Annotated in this window: 18 protein-coding genes and 1 pseudogene; 13 read left to right on the top strand and 6 right to left on the bottom strand. The window is 41.0% G+C overall.

Going from position 1 to position 19253, the window contains the following annotated elements; all coding sequences use genetic code 11:
- Window positions 1-86: 86 nt before the first annotated feature.
- The 6 genes from NDQ71_RS16660 to NDQ71_RS16685 all read left to right on the top strand — a co-directional run bounded on the left by NDQ71_RS16660 (window position 87) and on the right by NDQ71_RS16685 (window position 4138).
- On the top strand, window positions 87-323 hold the full coding sequence (locus tag NDQ71_RS16660) for a hypothetical protein (protein WP_301561877.1): 237 nt from the start codon (window positions 87-89) through the stop codon (window positions 321-323).
- 92 nt (window positions 324-415) lie between these two features.
- Window positions 416-1633, top strand: coding sequence for an IS4 family transposase (locus tag NDQ71_RS16665; protein ID WP_301562640.1), 1218 nt, complete (start codon window positions 416-418; stop codon window positions 1631-1633).
- Window positions 1623-2408, top strand: coding sequence for a GNAT family N-acetyltransferase (locus tag NDQ71_RS16670; protein WP_301561878.1), 786 nt, complete (start codon window positions 1623-1625; stop codon window positions 2406-2408). Before NDQ71_RS16665 ends, NDQ71_RS16670 begins: the two co-directional genes overlap by 11 nt.
- 122 nt (window positions 2409-2530) lie before the next feature.
- Window positions 2531-3145, top strand: a complete 615-nt coding sequence (locus NDQ71_RS16675; protein ID WP_301561879.1) for a catalase — start codon at window positions 2531-2533, stop codon at window positions 3143-3145.
- On the top strand, window positions 3103-3615 hold the full coding sequence (locus NDQ71_RS16680) for a catalase (RefSeq protein ID WP_301561880.1): 513 nt from the start codon (window positions 3103-3105) through the stop codon (window positions 3613-3615). The genes NDQ71_RS16675 and NDQ71_RS16680 overlap by 43 nt, the downstream gene beginning before the upstream one ends.
- Window positions 3602-4138, top strand: a complete 537-nt coding sequence (locus tag NDQ71_RS16685; RefSeq protein ID WP_301561881.1) for a cytochrome b — start codon at window positions 3602-3604, stop codon at window positions 4136-4138. The genes NDQ71_RS16680 and NDQ71_RS16685 overlap by 14 nt, the downstream gene beginning before the upstream one ends.
- A gap of 46 nt (window positions 4139-4184) precedes the next feature.
- On the opposite strand, the gene NDQ71_RS16690 is transcribed toward NDQ71_RS16685, so the two are convergent.
- Both NDQ71_RS16690 and NDQ71_RS16695 read right to left on the bottom strand, forming a co-directional pair.
- Window positions 4185-4964, bottom strand: coding sequence for a DUF2189 domain-containing protein (locus NDQ71_RS16690; RefSeq protein ID WP_301561882.1), 780 nt, complete (start codon window positions 4962-4964; stop codon window positions 4185-4187).
- 272 nt (window positions 4965-5236) lie between these two features.
- A pseudogene (locus tag NDQ71_RS16695) lies at window positions 5237-5357 on the bottom strand (transposase); the annotation flags it as partial.
- Window positions 5358-5534: 177 nt separating this feature from the next.
- Here NDQ71_RS16695 and NDQ71_RS16700 point away from each other — a divergent pair.
- Complete coding sequence (locus tag NDQ71_RS16700; RefSeq protein ID WP_301561883.1) at window positions 5535-7196, top strand: cation:proton antiporter; 1662 nt, start codon at window positions 5535-5537, stop codon at window positions 7194-7196.
- A gap of 57 nt (window positions 7197-7253) precedes the next feature.
- Window positions 7254-8207: a universal stress protein gene (locus NDQ71_RS16705; RefSeq protein WP_301561884.1), complete on the top strand. Its 954-nt coding sequence runs from the start codon at window positions 7254-7256 to the stop codon at window positions 8205-8207.
- On the opposite strand, the gene NDQ71_RS16710 is transcribed toward NDQ71_RS16705, so the two are convergent.
- Window positions 8179-8490 carry a divergent polysaccharide deacetylase family protein gene (locus NDQ71_RS16710; protein WP_301562682.1) on the bottom strand — a complete coding sequence of 104 codons (312 nt, stop codon included), beginning with the start codon at window positions 8488-8490 and terminating at the stop codon, window positions 8179-8181. The two genes, NDQ71_RS16705 and NDQ71_RS16710, sit on opposite strands and share 29 nt — an antisense overlap.
- 172 nt (window positions 8491-8662) lie before the next feature.
- Here NDQ71_RS16710 and NDQ71_RS16715 point away from each other — a divergent pair, with 172 nt between their 5' ends.
- Window positions 8663-8995: a GAF domain-containing protein gene (locus NDQ71_RS16715; protein WP_283711081.1), complete on the top strand. Its 333-nt coding sequence runs from the start codon at window positions 8663-8665 to the stop codon at window positions 8993-8995.
- A gap of 261 nt (window positions 8996-9256) precedes the next feature.
- Here NDQ71_RS16715 and NDQ71_RS16720 read toward each other — a convergent pair whose 3' ends face one another.
- The 3 genes from NDQ71_RS16720 to NDQ71_RS16730 form a co-directional block, all read right to left on the bottom strand.
- A complete protein-coding gene (locus tag NDQ71_RS16720; protein WP_301561885.1) occupies window positions 9257-12082 on the bottom strand; it encodes a S8 family serine peptidase in 2826 nt (941 codons plus the stop codon).
- A gap of 11 nt (window positions 12083-12093) precedes the next feature.
- Window positions 12094-13191 (bottom strand): S8 family serine peptidase, encoded by a 1098-nt coding sequence (locus NDQ71_RS16725; protein ID WP_301561886.1) that lies wholly within the window; start codon window positions 13189-13191, stop codon window positions 12094-12096.
- 64 nt (window positions 13192-13255) lie between these two features.
- Window positions 13256-13795, bottom strand: a complete 540-nt coding sequence (locus NDQ71_RS16730) for a hypothetical protein (RefSeq protein WP_301561887.1) — start codon at window positions 13793-13795, stop codon at window positions 13256-13258.
- Window positions 13796-14171: 376 nt separating this feature from the next.
- Between NDQ71_RS16730 and betI the strand changes: the two genes are divergently transcribed.
- From betI to NDQ71_RS16750, 4 genes are all read left to right on the top strand, one after another.
- Complete coding sequence (betI, locus tag NDQ71_RS16735) at window positions 14172-14762, top strand: transcriptional regulator BetI (RefSeq protein ID WP_064665740.1); 591 nt, start codon at window positions 14172-14174, stop codon at window positions 14760-14762.
- A 1-nt stretch (window position 14763) separates the two neighbouring features.
- Window positions 14764-16227, top strand: a complete 1464-nt coding sequence (gene betB / locus NDQ71_RS16740) for a betaine-aldehyde dehydrogenase (RefSeq protein ID WP_283711077.1) — start codon at window positions 14764-14766, stop codon at window positions 16225-16227.
- Window positions 16227-17897 (top strand): choline dehydrogenase, encoded by a 1671-nt coding sequence (gene betA, locus NDQ71_RS16745; RefSeq protein ID WP_301561888.1) that lies wholly within the window; start codon window positions 16227-16229, stop codon window positions 17895-17897. Before betB ends, betA begins: the two co-directional genes overlap by 1 nt.
- A gap of 135 nt (window positions 17898-18032) precedes the next feature.
- Window positions 18033-19250: a BCCT family transporter gene (locus NDQ71_RS16750; RefSeq protein ID WP_301561889.1), complete on the top strand. Its 1218-nt coding sequence runs from the start codon at window positions 18033-18035 to the stop codon at window positions 19248-19250.
- Window positions 19251-19253: the final 3 nt, after the last annotated feature.

The raw sequence follows: 19253 nt of genomic DNA on the forward strand, positions 1-19253 counted from the left end.
TGTTTTGATTAAAGAATCATGAGCCGCTTGATAAAAAATCACCATGTCCCCATATAAGGTTTATATGAGACTTGTAAAGGGAAATTATGCGCCATTATCCATTGTATAAAATCGACGACGTGTGTTTACACCGCCTAGGTGCGGGGGTTATTAACACGTATAACCTCACAGATATAACCAATCTAGATACTGAAAAAGCTATCAACAAAGAGTGTCAGGATTTACTCGCATTAAATGACGATTGCACGAGTGATGATTTTATTGAATTACGCCAGCGACGTAATATCAGCGACAACGTGCCTGACGACGACTTATTTGCCTAAAGTATCCCCAAAATTAGCCTTTATATATCAATGAACTAATAGTGTTAAAAAATATGGGTAGTGAGGGAACATTCATGGTGTTTTGTGATCTTATGAATCGCTTAAAAACAACAGAACTAAACACCATGAATGCGTCTACTATTTTGCACAATATGCTCCGCGCTGTCACCCCTAACTCTATTCATAAAGCCAGATTTAATACTCTAGTCGCTGCCGTTAAATCTCTTTTGCACTGTCAGCAATGCACCTTGACATCTATTGGTCGCAATTTGGATTCAAAAACAACTGAAAAACATGATATTAAACGTATTGATCGACTACTCAATAACCACGAGCTTTTGCGTGAGTCGACATCGGTTTATGTTCGCTTAAGCCGTTTTGTGGTCACTGAAAAGCATCCCGTCATTTTGGTTGATTGGAGTCATGCAGATACACAAACCAAATACTGTATTCTGCGTGCCAGCATTGCCAGTGAAGGTCGTTCTTTGACCCTGTATCAGGAAAGTGCATTCAGTTTTCAGTATCATTGCCCAAAAGTTCAAAAACGGTTCTTAAAGATGCTCAAACTGATTTTGCCGGGTGACTGCCGGCCCGTAATTGTGACGGATGCGGGCTTTAAAGTTCCTTGGCTCAAAGCCGTGCGAAACAATGGCTGGCATTATATTAGCCGTGTTCGAGGTACGGCACATTTGAAAACGCAGGGCAGCGATGAGTTTGTTCCATGCCAGTCACTATTCAAGAGCAATCAACGTAAGAGCCAGTATCTTGGCGCGACCGAGTTGACCAAAAGTGCAAAATATCAAACTCATGCAGTGCTGGTTGGCAAGGGACATAAGTTATTAAAAAGAGATAAAAAACGTGGTTATAAGGAGCCTTGGCTACTCGTTTCTTCTCTTCCAAAGAGGCACCACTTTCTCGAAAAAGTACTCAAATTATATGGTATGAGAATGCAGATAGAAGCAGGATTTCGAGATCAAAAAAGTGTTAGGTTCGGCTTAGGCTCAGATCTGCACAGGACAAACAAACTCTATCGATTAGACATACTGTTGCTGCTTGCCACACTGGCTCATTGGTTCTCAATGATGCTGGGTGCAGTGATAGACAAAGCAGGAAAGACAGGCGCTTTTCAAGCTAATTCAACCAAAAAAAGACGAGTAGTGTCATGGGCATTTGTTGGGCTGCGATACTTCAAAAAACAGTCCATTAAACTGCGACGGCGAGATTATTTGGCAGGACTAGCCTATTTCGTACAGGTGGTAGTGCAACTCGATTGGAAAAATATGGATGTGAGTGATGTAATTGAAACTTAATGATTATTTCTGGGGATCCCTTAGCTTATTTGCCCAAGTAGTTGAAGGTAATAATGGTAATTTATTTAGCGTCAGTGTTTGTCGTAATGATGATGACGAAACCATGCTTGAAATATTTAGTGAACATTCAATAACTGAATCGGTTTTAAAAGAACTTGTCAGTTATATTCGCAAGGTATTTTGCTGGTGCAGGCCGAAATACATTTGTGTGTGGCCAGCACCTGCGTCACCACAAGCACAGCAATTATTGTTATTGCCAGGGGCTCGCGCTGTTGACTCCTTATTAGGTAGCCAAGCACCATTGCTTGATGTGAGTAATACCTTAAAAGCGGATATCTCTGTACAGCCCTTTGAGTTTGAAAAAGATTGGCCTTGGTATGAGCAAGAATACAACCAGTTTCTAACTGAAAACCCAGCAATGGCAAGCATAGTGCCAATCAGTGATAAAGAAGAATTGAGCGAGTCTATTGAAGCAGGCTTATGCAGCATGGCATTTTATAAAGGCCAGCCTTTGGGAATGGTTATGGGGGAGGCAAGTGAAGAATTGGGCTTTGATGGTTTATTGGTGAGTGATATTTTTATTGCTAAACAGTTTAGAGGCCAAGGTTTAGCTTCACCGATGCAGCGTTTATATTACCAGCTACATGAAGCAAATTTTGAGTTCTTTTTTGGTTATATCAATGCAGCTAACAAACCATCTTTTAACAATGCGCTTAAACAAGGACGTAGTTTACTTCGCCAAGAGCTAAACCTGCCAGCTCAATTATTTATTTGATTATTGGCTGTCATAAGCCAAAAACGAGCTCTTTTTAATTTATTGAAATAGTTTCTACCTTTAGTCGGTCTTTGCTGGGGAGTGTTGATAATAAATGATGAGATAGAAGGGCTGGTTTTAATATGACAAAAGATAAACACGGTAGCGATGGCGGCTCCTTAATCGTACGCAAATTTTTATTGGTTGCTTCGATCGCAAGTTTTGCAACTGCAACCTTGTATTTTGCCGGCGCATTTAATGGCGATACAGTGACTGCGCAAAGATTTGTTGATTTACAGCAAGGTGATAAGCCTCATTTAGGCTTTCGCCGAGCGCATGCAAAAGGAATGTGTGTTTCAGGCCATTTTGAGTCGACAGGTGAATTAGCGAGTTATTCCACTGCAGCAATATTTGCTCAGGGCCACACGGAATTTCTAGGGCGCTTTTCAATTGCAGGTAATAACCCTACGGCGCCTGATTTAAAAGCACCGGTGCGCAGTTTCGCTTTTGTGGTTAACCCTGCAACGTCGCAGGAATGGCGAGTAGCGATGAATACTCCACCGGTGATGGCTGTTGCAACACCTGATGCATTTTTTCAGCAATTACAGGCATTATCGCCTGATCCAATAACTAAACAACGTGATCCTGAAAAAATTAAAGCTTTTTTAAAGCACACGCAGAAAGCAAAGCATTTAACGAGTGGAAAGCCGGTTACGTGCCGACAAATAGTTTTGCTACAGAGCGCTACCACAGCATAAATGCATTTTATTTACACAACGCGCACGGCGAAAAGCAAGCCGTGCGCTTTGAAGCAGTTCCTGATGATGATTACAAAGAGTTAGTTGAGCTTGATCAGACTCCTGCTGACGCCTTACAACAACAGCTTGCGGAGCAGCTAAAAAACCAACCGGTAAAATTTGATTTGCTGTTTACCTTGGCAAATAGCAGCGATGATGAAAATAATCCGACAATACCATGGCCCGCAACTCGTAAAACAGTTAATGCTGGCACATTAGTGATCACTAATTGGCGCCCCCAAAATGAAGGGAAGTGTGACGCTCAAAACTTTGATCCACTCGTTTTACCTGAAGGAATGAGTGCGACAGCGGATCCTATTTTGCGTGCCAGAGGTGCGGCGTATGCGCAGTCTTATCGTCGTAGAGCCACTGAAACACTGCTTGATGCTAAATCAGAAAATCAACAAGGAGCACGTAATGGCAGTAAATAAAGGTTACTCAGCAACCAGTCGAACTTTGCATTGGACTATGGCGTTACTTTTGATTTCGATGCTCTTTTTAGGGTTATCAATGGTGCAAAGCTTGGCTGTTTGGCAAGTTGAAGCTGTCGCACTGCATAAGTCATTTGGCTTTTTGGCATTGTTGCTGGTGGTTGTAAGGCTGATAAATAAAGCGTTTAGTGTCACACCTGAATTACCTAATGAGTTACCAGCAATCCAGCGGTTAGCGGCATCGATAACGCATTTGGGCCTTTATATCGCGATGATCCTCATGCCGTTATCAGGTTGGTTGATGCAAAATGCCGATGGGCGAGTAATTCAAGTATTTGGGCTTTTTACTTTACCTAACTTAGTTGATGCGGATATTAAATACTTTGCGTTTTTTCGAGAATTACATGGGATAACTGCGTGGTTATTTTTAGCAATGATCTTTATGCACATCAGCGCGGCGTTATATCACGGCTTAATAAAGCAAGATGGCGTAATGAGCGCAATGTTAACAGGTAAAAAATAATCACCAAAGAAAAGCTAACCATAGTTAGCTTTTCATATACTGAAGATTACTCATAACCTCTAGCTTTTTTGGTTTTTATCACAGCAATGTAGCCGTGCCAACTGGCGTAGCTTAGCAGCGGCATAATCACAATAAACCCGGTAGCACCGGTGACAAAACCTAAGGCAACTAACACAAAAATACAGATAGACCACACTAACATGGCTGCAAAGTTAACTCGCACAGCATGCATAGATGAGACGACCGCAGTCATGATATCAACCCGTCTTTCCATCATAATTTGCGGTGTAAAGGCTGAAATCGCAAATACGGTAACCAATAATACACCACCAATAATTGAACCGACGGTTAGAAATGCGGATAACTCTTCAAAGGTAGGATTTGCGTAACTTGGGTATAGGGCATGAACCAGTGCCGCAAGGCGCATCCATACAATCATAACAACCATAAGCAGTACGGCAAAGCCCCATTCACCCACTGGGTTTCTGAACATGGATTTGAGTGAGTGACTAAGCGTTGGCTTATAGCCTTTTTCAAGCTCCCATGCAACATCGTAAAGTCCTACGGCAAACACGGGGCCAATCAACGCAAATGCAACTGTGGCGGGTAACACCACTAAGTGGCTGCCAGTAAATACAGCAGAATATATAATAGCCAGCGGGATCAGTGTGAAAACCAGTCCATAAATTAAGCTCAAAACAGGGGCTTTCATCATGTCTTTAAAGGCTAATGATAGCCAATGAAACGCTGCAAATGTACTAACCTTATTACATTCAATGCATGCAGCGAAGGGGGTTTGTTTATCAAATGTCTGCGGCGTTGGCATGTTATGCTCCTAATCAAAGCGCTTCTTTAAGGTTTAGAACAAAGTGTGATTATTTACAAATAATCAATATAGGAAGGAGGTTATTTTTTATTTGTTCTTATCAGCAGATTGACTTGTGATCAAGGATACGAATTTATTACCCGATTTTAATTAGACCTTTCGCTTAACAAGGATTTTTATACCAATCTGAATAAAGATTAAGTCAATTTTATCCAGTCTCTAGAGCATATGCTTTTAACCGTATCAGGAACTGAGAAGAATTTATTCCACGCTTGCTCTATTGGGTTTAACTCTGGGGAATAAGGTGGAAGCTTTATCAACGTTATATTATTATCCCTTCATCAACATGCCCCTATGCCAGCTTGCGCGATCAATAATGGCCACTGCGTGCCGTTTTTAATGTAATGGCTTTTAGTGATAAAGCAAGATAAGTTAGCTAATATGTTAATAATGACGCGGCTGAGTTGTTAGAGTAAGTTTAATGTTTATGAGGTGTTTAGTAAGTGGTGATAGTGATGCCTGTTTTATTGAAAATACCATAGAAATAACGGTAAATAAAAGGATATAGTTTTGACTGAGTTAATTGCGCAATCTGCTTTTATTGAGATAACGGTATTGCTGGTATTAGCGGCAATTGTTGGATTTATTGGCATTCTTTTAAGGCAACCACTGATTATTGCATTTATTGCGGTAGGGTTACTTTCTGGCCCATCTGTATTTGATCTTGTTCATTCTGAAGACAAAATTGAATTATTATCAGACTTAGGGATTGCCGTGTTGCTGTTTTTAGTTGGCATAAAGCTTGACGTTAAGTTAATAAAATCAATTGGTGGTGTTTCTATCTTAACGGGTTTAGGGCAAGTTGCATTCACATCTGTATTTGGCTACTTTATTGGTATTTTAATCGGTTTGGATCATATTACTAGTGTATATATTGCTGTTGCGCTGACATTTTCGTCGACCATAATTATAGTTAAGTTATTATCAGATAAGCGAGAAATTGATTCTTTACATGGTCAAGTTGCATTAGGCTTTTTGATTGTACAAGATCTTGTGGTTGTTTTCGCTATGATTGCACTTGCAACCATTGGTATGGGGTCTGATGATAGTGGTGATGATTCCTCGATACTTAGTGTCGCTTTGTCGGGAATTGGTTTATTATTATTTGTTATTGCTTTTGTTAGATATTTAGCAACTCCGCTTACAGAGCGACTGGCAAAAACGCCAGAGTTATTGGTTATTTACGCAATAGCACAAGCTGCTTTATTTGCCGCAATTGGTGAGCTGATTGGTTTAGGTATGGAGGTGGGGGGATTGTTAGCAGGAGTTGCTTTAGCATCAACACCTTACCGAGAAAGTATTGCAGCTAGGCTTGGGCCTTTACGTGATTTTTTATTGCTATTTTTCTTCATTGCTCTGGGCTCTGCGTTAGATTTATCACAACTTGGTGCACACACAAGTGGCGCTATTATTTTTTCATTATTTGTCTTGATCGGAAACCCTATTATAGTGTTAGCAATAATGGGAGCAATGGGATACCGAAAAAGAACAGGCTTTTTAGCTGGTTTAACTGTGGCTCAAATTAGTGAATTTTCATTAATTTTTATTGCTATGGGGGTGAGTTTAGGGCATTTAAAAGCGGATATTTTAGGTTTAGTCACATTGGTTGGTATTATTACCATCGCTATTTCTACTTATATGATCACATACTCTCATCAACTGTACGCATTTTTTGAACCTTTTATTTCTGTGTTTGAGCGAAAAAACACCCTTCGAGAGCAAACCTCTGCCCATGAAGGTGAACACTACTCGGTGATTATTTTTGGTTTAGGGCGCTTAGGTACAGCTATTGCACTACAATTAAAAAGCAAAGGAGTAACAGTGCTTGGGGTCGACTTTAATCCCTCAGCTATTAAAGAGTGGCAAGCGTTGGGTCTAGATGCAACATATGGTGATGTGACCGATGCGGAGTTTGTTAGTGATTTACCCCTAAGTTATGCTAAATGGATTCTTTCTTCAATACCAAAGCACCACACAGGGCTGACGCTCGAAGATACAAAAAAAACAATAATACAATTAACACGTTCAGCTGGATTTATTGGCAAGCTTGCAACGGTATCACAAAGCAAAAAAGAGACTGCTGAATTTGAAAAGTTAGGGGTGGATCTGGTGTTAGAGCCATTTCAGGATGCCTCTGAAAGAGCCGTTGAATTACTACTTGAAGGTTTATAGATAGGCTTTGGTAGTAAAAAGAGCTGGTAGCATTTATTGCTTTTATAAGGATCAACCATGAAAAGATTTAAAAATATAGTGTATGTTGTGAATAACAACAGCCACAGTTCGAGTTCATTGTTACGCGTAGTGTCGTTGGCCAAAAATAATCAAGCTGATTTAACATTATTAAGTGTTATACCTAAGTTGTCGCTATCATCATACCCTGAGATAATTGGGGCAAGTAAAAGTGAGGTTGAACAGACACTATTAGAGCGTAATAAAGTAGCGCTTGAGCAAGTGGTTGCTTCACTTGAGTTACCAAGCAAGGTAACGGCAATGGTAGCAATGGGTAAAGTTTACTTAGAAACTATGCGTGCAGTGCAAGACAAAAATTTTGATCTAGTGATTAAAGAGGCTGGCTCTGCTAGTTGGCTGGATCGACTATTAGGCAGTGATGATTTAAACCTGTTACGCATGTGTCCAACCCCAGTTTGGTTAATGAAAGAAAATGAGCAAGCCGATTATAAAAATATTCTTGCGGCTGTTAGTTTTGATGATGATGAAGGTATTAATACTGAGTTGAATAGCACACTCGTGGAGTTAGCCAGTTCACTGGCTTTGTCTGATTTTGCCTCATTACATATTGCGAATGTATTTGACACAGGGAATGCGGGGTTTATTGGCTTGTGGGCTGAGGACCCAGTACAAGTTGAAAAACAGTTTTATGAAGCGGAACTTTTGCAGAGTAGCCGTAAAATTAATGTACTTTTAAATAGTTTACAACGTAGTGTTGGCGAACATTCTTACCAATACTTAGCAACTAAAGTTCATATCAAGCAAGGTGAGCCAGCTGAAGAATTAGTTAAGCTAGCATCGCATATAACTGCTGACTTAGTTGTAATAGGCACTAATTCTAGAGGCGGGATTGCGGCAGCGGTTTTGGGTAATACCGTTGAAACGGTATTATCGCAATTAAATTGTTCCGTCTTGGCTGTTAAACCTAGCGGTTTTGTGGCTCCTGCAATATAGGAAATGTATAGTTATTGTGCAGTTTGTTTTCAGTTTCAGCGAGTTGTATGTATTTACGTTGTACCAGTTGTGATAATGGTACAAGTTCGAGGTCTTGTTGTAATGTTGGAATGGCGTGCTTTAGAAAAGCAATGGTTTCAGGATGCTCGATAGCAATAGCGAAGCTGTATAGTTCAGCTTTGTGTTTTAGCTCACTGATGCGCATTGAAAGTTGTTGTTTGGTTACTATATTGTCTAAAAAAACGTGAAGGCTGACATTTTCAACACCGTATAGATTAGCAATTTGTTTTGCTGAGCATAGTAATTAAATGCTTTGTTATTAGTTGCTTTTTACTCGGCTCCCATTGCTCTGTTCGATACTTCCCAGTCCTTAGTGATGGCACTTAAGCGTAGCTCTTTTAATAATATGGGTAAGCTTTGAATATTAGTCACGGATGAACGTGCGACTTGGTTAGTTGAGTAGCGTATCAGTAAAAAGCAATCTGGATATCCCTTCTACCATTCCACTGCCTGTAGATTTCACGCTCACGGGGCGTGCCTTTAAAACCAAAACTTTAATTACCTGTCATCAATTATCCGCCAGTACAGAACAAGATTGTCGAATGTTACATGAAGGCGGTTTAACAACCTGTATGGATGCGCCAATTGTTTTTAATGATCACTGCTATGGCACATTAAATGTTGCGCGAACGCAAGGACGTTTTAGCGAGCAAGAGGCTATTCAATTATTTTGTATCGCGAGTATATTAGGGTTAAGCTTTAGTGTTTGTGATAGTCGCTCAACATAGCTGATAAATGCTAATCATCTAACGTATGGTTGTAAGCATATGTGGAGTTAATAAAAGCAGGTGAGCTAACTCAGCTGCTTTATGATTAATACCAATCGACTTAAATATTTAGCCATTCTAGCGTGCTAAATAAAGTCCTAACTGCGTTATAAATTTCTTATGTAGAGCAACTACATGTCAAAATTTATGCCTTGTTATCACTCTATTTATCTGTCGCTATAAATGACCAATAACTTAACACGACTGGTATAGATTAACGGGTTAATCTAGCAAGTAAGCACGTAATACCGATTGATCTGTGTTGTTGTTATTCTCATCAGTGATAATAATGCGCAAATGCACAAAATCACCCGAAATAGCGTTATTTGGAATAGTTGCGTACCAATCGCCATTGACTTTTTTAACGTCAGCCACAGTAGATATATCTTCCGGCAGAACTTTATTTGTATTAAAAGGGTAGCTTTGGTTTTCGTCAACTCGACATGAACTGTAACGGTACATAAGACACTCACGGCCATAACGGTACATTACTTTCACATCAGCTAAATTGACTTGGCCAATACCCTCAATCATCCCATTGATTTTAATACGGACCGGTGTGTTTGCAGACGCGGTATTTTCAAGATCAAGTGGAATATCGATTTGCGGCATTAAAATAGGCTGCACACCTTGAGAATCAGCACTTGAAGTAAATGTGTGGGTTACATACATTTCAGGGGCTAATAACTCTTTTGCTTGATGAACATTACCGACACCACGTTTATAAGTATTAATTGTGTATTCTATTTCGGCGTTTTCATCTGGCATTTCTATATAGCCATTAGTAGGGTGGGCCTGCTCACCGTTAAGCTTAAAGCTTACAGATGAACTTAAACTATAACCTGAACCGCCATCATGGCCATTTGCATCGCCATAAGGTGCATTCTTTATATAAAGCAGGTTTGTATCACGGTAGCCTCTTGGTGAACCATTCGTTAAAGGGGTCGCACTCATAGGTGCTTTATCCCAGTTAGTTACTTGTTGCGCATTTTTAGTGTATTCACGTGGGCCATCAAATAAACCACCATCGGTATTATAATTTACTGATGGCATAACAAGGCTCGTCCAAGTTATACGCGGCAATTGTGTCTTGGCTTTATCAACATTACTCGCTGTAAAGTACTCAGTTCTAACTTGCGGTGTTGCAATCATTTGTGGGCTACCAGTACTGTAAAATTCCCCTGTACTTGGTAATGATGTGTAAGTGTCACTGTACTTTATACGCGCGTTTCCTTGCGTATAATAAGTTGCTTCAACTTGCGCTAAATCTTTATTTTTAATTTTTATTTGGCCTGTTTCGATGCTGCCGTCAGTCCAGTGTGCAATACTATAAACATAAGGAGAGTGCTCATGCGCAGTACCTGACCAGCTGATAGTTAAGTTTTCGTTATTCTCAAGCTCAGCATAGATTGCAGCCATTTCCTCTTGAGTAATTGAAACAACAGGAATATCTAAGCGACCTGGAATATTTGGTTTGTAACGACCACTTCTATTAATGACAGAACCGATAACGCCAACAGCGCCATGCTCTAGCGCTTTTGCTACTTGATTAGATGTTACATAGTAATCGGCATCTACGAGAGCAATTTTTCCAGCAACATCAAAGTTGTTCCAATCTGTGTTATAGCCGCCATCGCCGACAGCAACCACTTCTGCACTGCCAGTGCCATTAAACGATAATGCAGCACCTGCTAAAACGTACTCTAGTTGATGGCCACCTTGGGTGGTTAATATAGGTTTTGGTGCATAAGCGCGGGTAGTGACAAAACTACGGAAATGTTCATCAGTGCCTTCTGAAAGCGCATAAAAGCCCGTAACATAGTCAGGTGCAAGTTCCATTGCGGCTAATTTTAATACCTCAGCATCACTTAACGCATAAGTAAAACCAAATGAGAAACCCTGCATTTGTGAAGGTTTATCGGTTTTAAATGTCACCGGTTTTGCTTGATTAGCATCAAAATTAATTGCTATATCCGTATCCAAGTTAACATTAAGTTTTGCCATCATTGCTGCAGACTCAACTAATCCCCCAAATTGCGTTGGATTATCGTAAGTCATTATGTTGCTTATAATACTATAATGGCCTTTGGGCACTTCAATTGTGCTGCTACCGTTTATGAATTGGCCTGATTGACCCCAGCTATCTTCGCCACTCATGATGTAAAATTTAGATGGGCTTGCTGCTGGTAAGCCTAAACGGTCAGTTGCATTGATTGTTAAATTAACTGTAGGTGGTTCAATCCAGAATGATACCGGCACAGTGACTTTCTGTAGCTCAGAGAACTTACCATTTTGGTAATGGCCTTGTTTTTTGCCATTGTGGCTTCTTACTTCTTTACCAACTAAACGGCCAGTGATAGTACCGTATGCGGCATTATCAAGGGCAACCGTTGGGTCGATCCAAACTGGCACTTCTGCATTGCTATTAGCGGGTACTGTTATCTCATGTGTACCTATCCCTGCCAATTTATAAGCATTGAGTGGCTTGTCATCTTCGCCCACAAATGTAATATCTAAATCAAAAGTAACATCATCATCACTTAAGTTTGTTAAGGTAACCGTTGTTTCATGTACTTGAGACTCACTTTGTGAATCAAAAAAGCCAAGCTCAAGATTTGGCGCGCCGATCACCGATTGGATCATCGCTTGGTTCACATCCATAGGACCAGCACCTTGATCAAGAACATGGGCGCGGGTTGAGGCAACTGATGATGTTAACACTGCTTTGAGTTGTGCTGGGGTTAAATTTGGGCGAGCTTGTAGCACTAATGCCGCGCCACCGGATACATGTGGAGCAGACATTGAAGTGCCTGAATTTGCACGATACGCATATTCACCCTTACCGGCAGATGCTGCCGCAATAACACTTACGCCTTGTGAGGTAATATCAGGTTTCGCTGAATGGCCATCAGGTGAAGGACCACGGCTTGAGAATTCAGCCGTATTACCTGTGCGGTCAATTGCACCCACAGTTAATGCACTCGGTGAACAACCCGGTGAGCCAATAGTTTCGCGGACAAAGCTATTACCAGCTGAGATAACAAACAAGGCGTCGTCGCTTAAAGCTTCACCATATCAACCATTGGGCCGTCACACGATGTAACAGTGCCACCTAGTGACATACTGACAATGTCTGCGCCATTATCAACAGCCCATTGCATACCGGCTAGAATGCCAGATGTAGTGCCTGAGCCAGTATCGCTTAATACTTTACCAATAAGTAGCTGCGCACCTGGCGCCATACCAACATATTTACCGTTTGACTCGACACCTGAGCCTGCCACAGTCGATGCGGTATGGGTGCCGTGGCCGCTAAAATCATCAATACCTGTGGAGCCATAGCTGTTAAAATCTTGGTATAAAACTACATTATTTGATAGATCAGGGTGATCGGTATCGTAGCCGGTATCAAGTACAGCTACTTTAACCCCTGCGCCATTGTAGCCAATCGCATAAGGGCCATAAGCGCCAGTCAGTGGCACTGTCGGCGAGATTTCGTCTTCTTCTAACAGCTTTTTCCACCATTTATTGCGGTCTTTGGATCCTGGTTTATGCTTACCTTCAGAGCGTTTATAAGCTTGAACCATGCCATCAAGCCATACACCTTCAACTGCCGTATTGCTTGAGAGGCCACTTAGTACATCACTCAGTTGATCTTTTTCAACAGTCATTACCACACTGTCAATAACTTCAAAGGTGGCTTTTACTTTCGCGCCAGGCATTGCCATTGAAAACGGCTTTTTAGCTAACGTGTTTGCACGGTATTCAACAATTACTTGTAATGAATCTGAGTTTGCATCGTCATAACCTGCTTGATAAAGCTTATCAATATTGAACAGCTCCATATCTAAGGCGCCAGAGTCAACTTTTGCTTGTGCAGTAGCAGGAATAACGTAGCTTTCCCCACCACGTTTAAATAAGCTGGTAAACACTTCTTCGCCTTCTTGACCAAGTAGACGGATACCGCCAATTGTACCGTCGGTGTTTAAACGTGCTGCAACTTTATCACCCGTGATTAAGGTAAAGCTTAGGTTTCTTTCTGAGCTCTCAAGTGGTGCATCTGCAAAGGCATGGCTGCTGATGGTCGATAATAATCCAACATAAAGCGTTTTTCGCAATGTTTTCGTTAAAGTGGAAAGTTTTGGTTTTCTTTTCATTATTTATCCTTAGGTTGATGATTTATTTTGTTTTTCTATTATTAATGTTGATAGTTGGTAATTATTAGTGGTGGGGGATTTGCTTATCTAATGTGATTGATTTAATTACTCGGTTAGTGCTGAGCTGTTGCCAGGTTTGCGCTAATTTAGTTTTATCTAAACGAATAAACTGTGTATTTATTGCTGGATAAAACTGACTGTCTACTCCTGCCTCTAAGCGTTGATCTGCAACTGAGAATTTCACTAAAACAGGGAGGTACTGACTGTTGCGATCATCAAGGTTTAGCGACACTAATTTTGATACATTGAACAGTTCAGTATCGACAATCCCTTGTGCGATAAGTGCTTGGGCATGGCTGGGAATTAAATAGACTTGTGTGTTTTTTACGTAAGAAATAAAAGTACTTGAAGGGTCACTTAATCGGGCGTGGACAATCGATTGCGTTTGGCTGATATCGAAAATAGCAACATCACCCGTGATCAGGGTTATTGGCTGCTGCGCTATTTTATTAGCTGAAACTACAGGGCGCACCAGCGCTGCTACATGAGTACTGGCAATACCTGCCACAATAACTAATACAACCAGTAAGAGTCTATTACTCAAATTTTTAATCCAATTCTTTATTGTTATTAAATCAAATTTTACTAATGATTTATTGTTAGCGTATGGTTAATTATTTTGTATGGAAAACCAAGTCCACATATGTAGCATTTTGTAGCATGTTTTTTACTTCAGCTTTGGCACTACAAAAAGTAAAATTAAACAGCAATGTTTGCAGATCTCCTCCTAAGCTTGCCATTAGTTTCCTCTCTAGCCATTTTTTTGAATCTTTTTTCTAAGCCAATTTATAAAAGCCAATACAGTTACTTAGAGGCACTTTGTTGATGTCACTTTAGCTTGTTCACAGTTTGTCAACCTTGAATTATCAGTTCTCTTACTCTAACCTTGTTTTTTATTGAACGTTCAATTAATAAAAATTATGCCTAAAGTTGGAATGGAACCTGTTCGTCGTCAGCAGTTAATTGACGCCACAATAGAGTCGGTTGCTGAGCTTGGTTTACAAGGCACAACGATTAACAGCATTAGTAAAAAAGCGGGTTTGTCGTCAGGTATTATTAGTCATTACTTTGGTGGTAAGCAGGGCTTGATTGAAGCAACGGTGCGTTATTTATTAACCAACTTGAAGCGTGAGTTGATTGAACGTGTCACAGTAACCACGACGCCAGAGCAACGGCTGATGTTTATCATTGAAGCAAACTTTGCACGCTTACAGTTGCAAAGCGATACCACTAAAACCTGGTTAAGTTTTTGGGCGCAGTCAATGCATGACGTGCAATTGCATCGTTTGCAAAACGTTAATAGTCGCCGCCTTTTTAGTAACTTAACCAGCTCATTCAAAGCATTGATGAATGATGCCGATGCCAAGCTCGCTGCTGAGCTTTGTGCAGCCATGATTGATGGGCTTTGGTTAAGAGCGGTGCTAAGTAAGTCAAACGAAAATCAATTTGAACATTGCGAACGCTTAGCCAAAGGCTATGTAAATTCACTTATCAAACAGTATGGAGCTTAATGTGACAACGCCTGTTTATCAAAATTTTATCAATGGTCACTTTTTAAAGAATCAAAGTGGCGAAACTTTCGCAGTTAAAAATCCTGCTACAGATGAAGTAATTTACCATGTAGAAGTCGCTGATGCGTTTGTACAAAACGCGGCTATTGAAAGTGCTAAGCAAGGTTTTGCTACGTGGTCTGCAATGGCACCCATTGAGCGTAGTCGTATTTTATTAAAAGCCGTTGAATTACTTCGCGCTCGTAATGACGAGTTGGCAAAAGTAGAAGTACTCGACACGGGTAAACCATGGCAAGAAGCTGAATGTGTTGATGTGCAAACTGGCGCTGACGTAATTGAATATTTTGCAGGGCTGGCACCGGCTCAAGTAGGCCAACAACAAATGGTTGGCGAAGACTTTTATTACACCCGTAAAGAGCCGCTAGGTATTTGCGCAGGTATTGGCGCATGGAATTACCCATTGCAAATAGCCTGTTGGAAATCAGGCCCTGCACTTGCAGCAGGGAATGCATTTATTTTTAAGCCTTCAGAAGAGACGCCGCTTGGCGCAATTAAACTGGCAGAAATATTTATTGAAGCGGGTGTACCTGCTGGCGTGTTCAATGTTGTTCAAGGCGCGGCTGAAGTTGGCCAATGGTTAACGCAAAGCGCTGATATCGAGAAAGTATCGTTTACCGGTGAAGTAGGCACAGGCAAAAAAGTAGTGGCCAGTGCCGCAGGTTCACTTAAAGACGTGACCATGGAACTTGGTGGCAAATCGCCGTTATTAGTGTTTGATGATGCCGATATATCACAAGCGGTGAGTGCGGCAATGCTGGGTAACTTTTATACGCAAGGCGAAATTTGCACTAACTGCACACGTATTTATGTACATAAAAATGTCTATCAGCAATTTATTGATGAGCTTAAAGCGCGCACTGAACAAAATATTATTGCTGGCGACCCAATGGATCCTGAGGTGAACTTTGGTGCGCTTATTTCAAAAAATCATCACGATTTAGTGATGGGTTACATCGACAAAGGCATTAGTGAAGGCGCCACCTTACTTACAGGCGGTAAAGCGCTTAGTCCTGAATCTGCACCAAATGGCTACTTTGTTGCGCCTACGGTCTTTACTGATTGCAGCGATGATATGACTATCGTCAAAGAGGAGATTTTTGGCCCGGTGATGAGCGTGCTGGTATTTGAGGATGAAGATGACGCAATTCGCCGCGCTAATGATACTCACCTAGGCTTAGCCGCTGGTGTATTTACTAAAGACATTAAGCGCGCACACCGTGTTATTCATCAGTTACAAGCTGGTATCTGTTGGATCAACAGCTATGGTAACTCACCAGCCGAAATGCCTGTAGGCGGTTATAAGCAGTCAGGTATCGGTCGTGAAAACGGTATCGAAACCTTAGATCATTACACCCAAACTAAATCAATTTATGTTGGTATGACTGATATAGAGAGCCCATTTTAATGACTGCACAAACATATGATTACATCATAGTCGGTGCAGGCTCAGCTGGGTGTGTATTGGCTAATCGTCTATCTGAAGACAGCAACAATCGTGTTTTATTGTTAGAAACGGGCGGCAGTGATAAAAGCATTTTTATTAAAATGCCCACGGCGCTGTCTATTCCAATGAATACTGATAAATACGCATGGCAGTTTCATACCCAAGCAGAACCGTTTTTAGATAACCGTAAAATGCATTGCCCACGCGGTAAGGTATTAGGTGGTTCATCATCTATCAATGGCATGGTTTATGTACGTGGCCATGCTAAAGATTTTGACGAATGGCAACAACACGGTGCAAACGGTTGGGATTATCAGTCGTGCTTGCCGTATTTTCAAAAAGCAGAATCATTCTATTTAGGTAAAAACGACTATCGTGGTGATAGCGGCCCTTTAGGTGTGAACAACGGTAACGAAATGGCGAACCCGCTTTATAAAGCCTTTATCAAAGCGGGCCAGCAAGCCGGATATGCAGCGACTGACGATTACAATGCAGGGCAGCAAGAAGGTTTTGGCCCGATGCATATGACCGTAAAAAACGGTGTGCGCAGCTCGGCTAGTCGTGAATATTTAGACCCTGTTAAGTCACGCAGTAACTTAACGGTTGTGACCGGTGCGCTTGCTGAAAAAGTATTACTTGAAGGCAAAAAAGCCGTTGCTGTGCAGTACAAAGTGAATGGCAAGATTGTTAAAGCGAAGGCCAGTAAAGACGTTATTTTAAGTGCCGGTCCAATTGGCTCGCCGCATTTACTGCAACTTTCGGGTATTGGCGACAGCGAAATACTTAAAGCCGCGGGTATTGAGGTTAAGCACCACTTACCTGGGGTTGGGCAAAACCTGCAAGATCACTTGGAGTTTTATTTCCAGTATAAGTGTAAGCAGCCAATTACCTTAAACGGCAAGCTTGGGTTAATTTCGAAAGGTCTTATTGGCGCACGTTGGTTATTAAACCGCAGTGGCTTAGGGGCGACCAATCACTTTGAGTCATGTGCGTTTATTCGCTCAAAACCAGGTGTTGAATGGCCAGATATTCAGTACCACTTTTTACCGGCTGCTATTCGTTATGATGGTAAAAGTGCCTTTGCTGGCCATGGTTTCCAAGTACATGTGGGTCATAACAAGCCGAAAAGCCGTGGTGCGGTGACGATTACGTCTGCCGATCCTACGGTTGCACCAAATATTCAATTTAATTATTTGCAGCATCAAGATGATATTGAAGGGTTTAGAGCGTGTGTGCGCTTAACTCGTGAAATCATTGAGCAAAATGCGTTTGATGACTACCGCGATGATGAAATTCAACCGGGTAAGGCGATTCAAACTGATGAGCAAATTGATGCTTTTGTTCGCCAAGCGGTTGAGAGTGCTTATCATCCATCTTGTTCATGCAAAATGGGTGAAGATGAGCTCGCTGTAGTAAACTCAAACACTCAAGTACATGGTATTGAAGGGCTACGGGTGGTGGATTCATCAATTTTCCCCACTGTACCAAACGGTAATTTAAATGCGCCAACCATTATGGTGGCAGAAAAAGCGGCTGATCTGATTTTAGGTAAGCCACCACTTAGTAAATCGCATGCAGCGGTTGCCATCGATTCACAATGGCAAACTGTGCAGCGTAGCTCGGAGATCTAATAAAGTCACCTGAGACATATGTTGTGTCTCGGGGCTTGCAGTGGCGCGCATCATGAGTTGTTTGTGGTGCGTTAATGCGAGGTTAAAAACACGGAGAAAGAATGACGTATTATCATTTATTTTGGGGAGCAAATTATGACCATATGGCTTAGTGCTGGCATTATTTTTACCCTACTGGCAATTATCGCAATTTTAGTAAAATGGGGCAATGTAAGGTGTGTAGGAGTCACACCAGTTAGAACATTTACCTTTATCGCAATCTTATTTACATCAGGCTTAGACGTTGGCTTGATCATGTTTCCATTGACTGAGTTTGCAGGTTATGCAGACATAAAAGCAAGCCCAGAGTATGCATTTGCCAATCCATTGGCCATTGAGTTTGGTTATTGGGGCTTTCTGATCTGGGGATTTTATTTCCTCACGTGCTTTTATTTCTGTGTAATAGAACCTAAAGTGAAATTTTTTGAAATTCCTTGGGTTAAATTAATCAATAACGTTGTTATTATTGGTACTTGTGCATTTACTGCTTTTTTATTGCTGTCTAACTTACCTTGGTACTTGCCGAGTCTCGGCGATGGCGAATCGCTCATTCCTTCGTTTTATTTAATCGTCTTTGCAGCGATTTGCTTTGCTGTGTATTCCAGCACGGATATTAAATATGTACGCTTTTTAAGTATCGCAACGACTTGGCTATTCATTGCCTTAATTGGCTTTATGTGGGTTGGTGCGTTTATGGGGGAAAGCGGGCAAGTGTCTGACTTTACTAATAACCTTGCATCTATTGGTAATTACTTTGGCAACATTAATGAGTTTGTTTTACCGCTTAATGATTACCATGAGTTTTACTTATTTTGGTGGTTTGCGTGGAGCATTATGATTGGTCAGTTTACCTCTCGTTTTGTGGGTGGCTTAAAAACTTATCAGGTATTGGGCGCGATGCTTATTTTCCCGTCAATCCCAATTGCGATTTGGTTTAGCGTGCTTTATCAATATCACGAAGCGGGTTTACCAACGCAAGGTATTAAAAATATCGCCATGGTATTTGTTGGGGTGGTGTTTGTGATCAATTCACTTGATTCGCTGATCCGTTTATACACTGACAATATGAATATCACCGTTAAGCGATTAGGTAAATTTAACTATATTGCACTAAATATAGTGGCTCTTTCATTGTTAACTTTGTTATTTAAACTAAACTTTTTACAAATACAATGGGTTGGGGCACTGGTAATTGGCTTGTTTTTTGGTTGCGCAGCATATATTGCATACAGCAAGTTTAAAACAGTGAGCAACATTGATAGCTCGCCAAAAGATAACAAAATTGACTATGCAAAAATTGAATCAGTAAGCTAAGGA

It is taken from the genome of Pseudoalteromonas sp. KG3 (assembly GCF_030436385.1).
Classification (GTDB): domain Bacteria; phylum Pseudomonadota; class Gammaproteobacteria; order Enterobacterales; family Alteromonadaceae; genus Pseudoalteromonas; species Pseudoalteromonas prydzensis.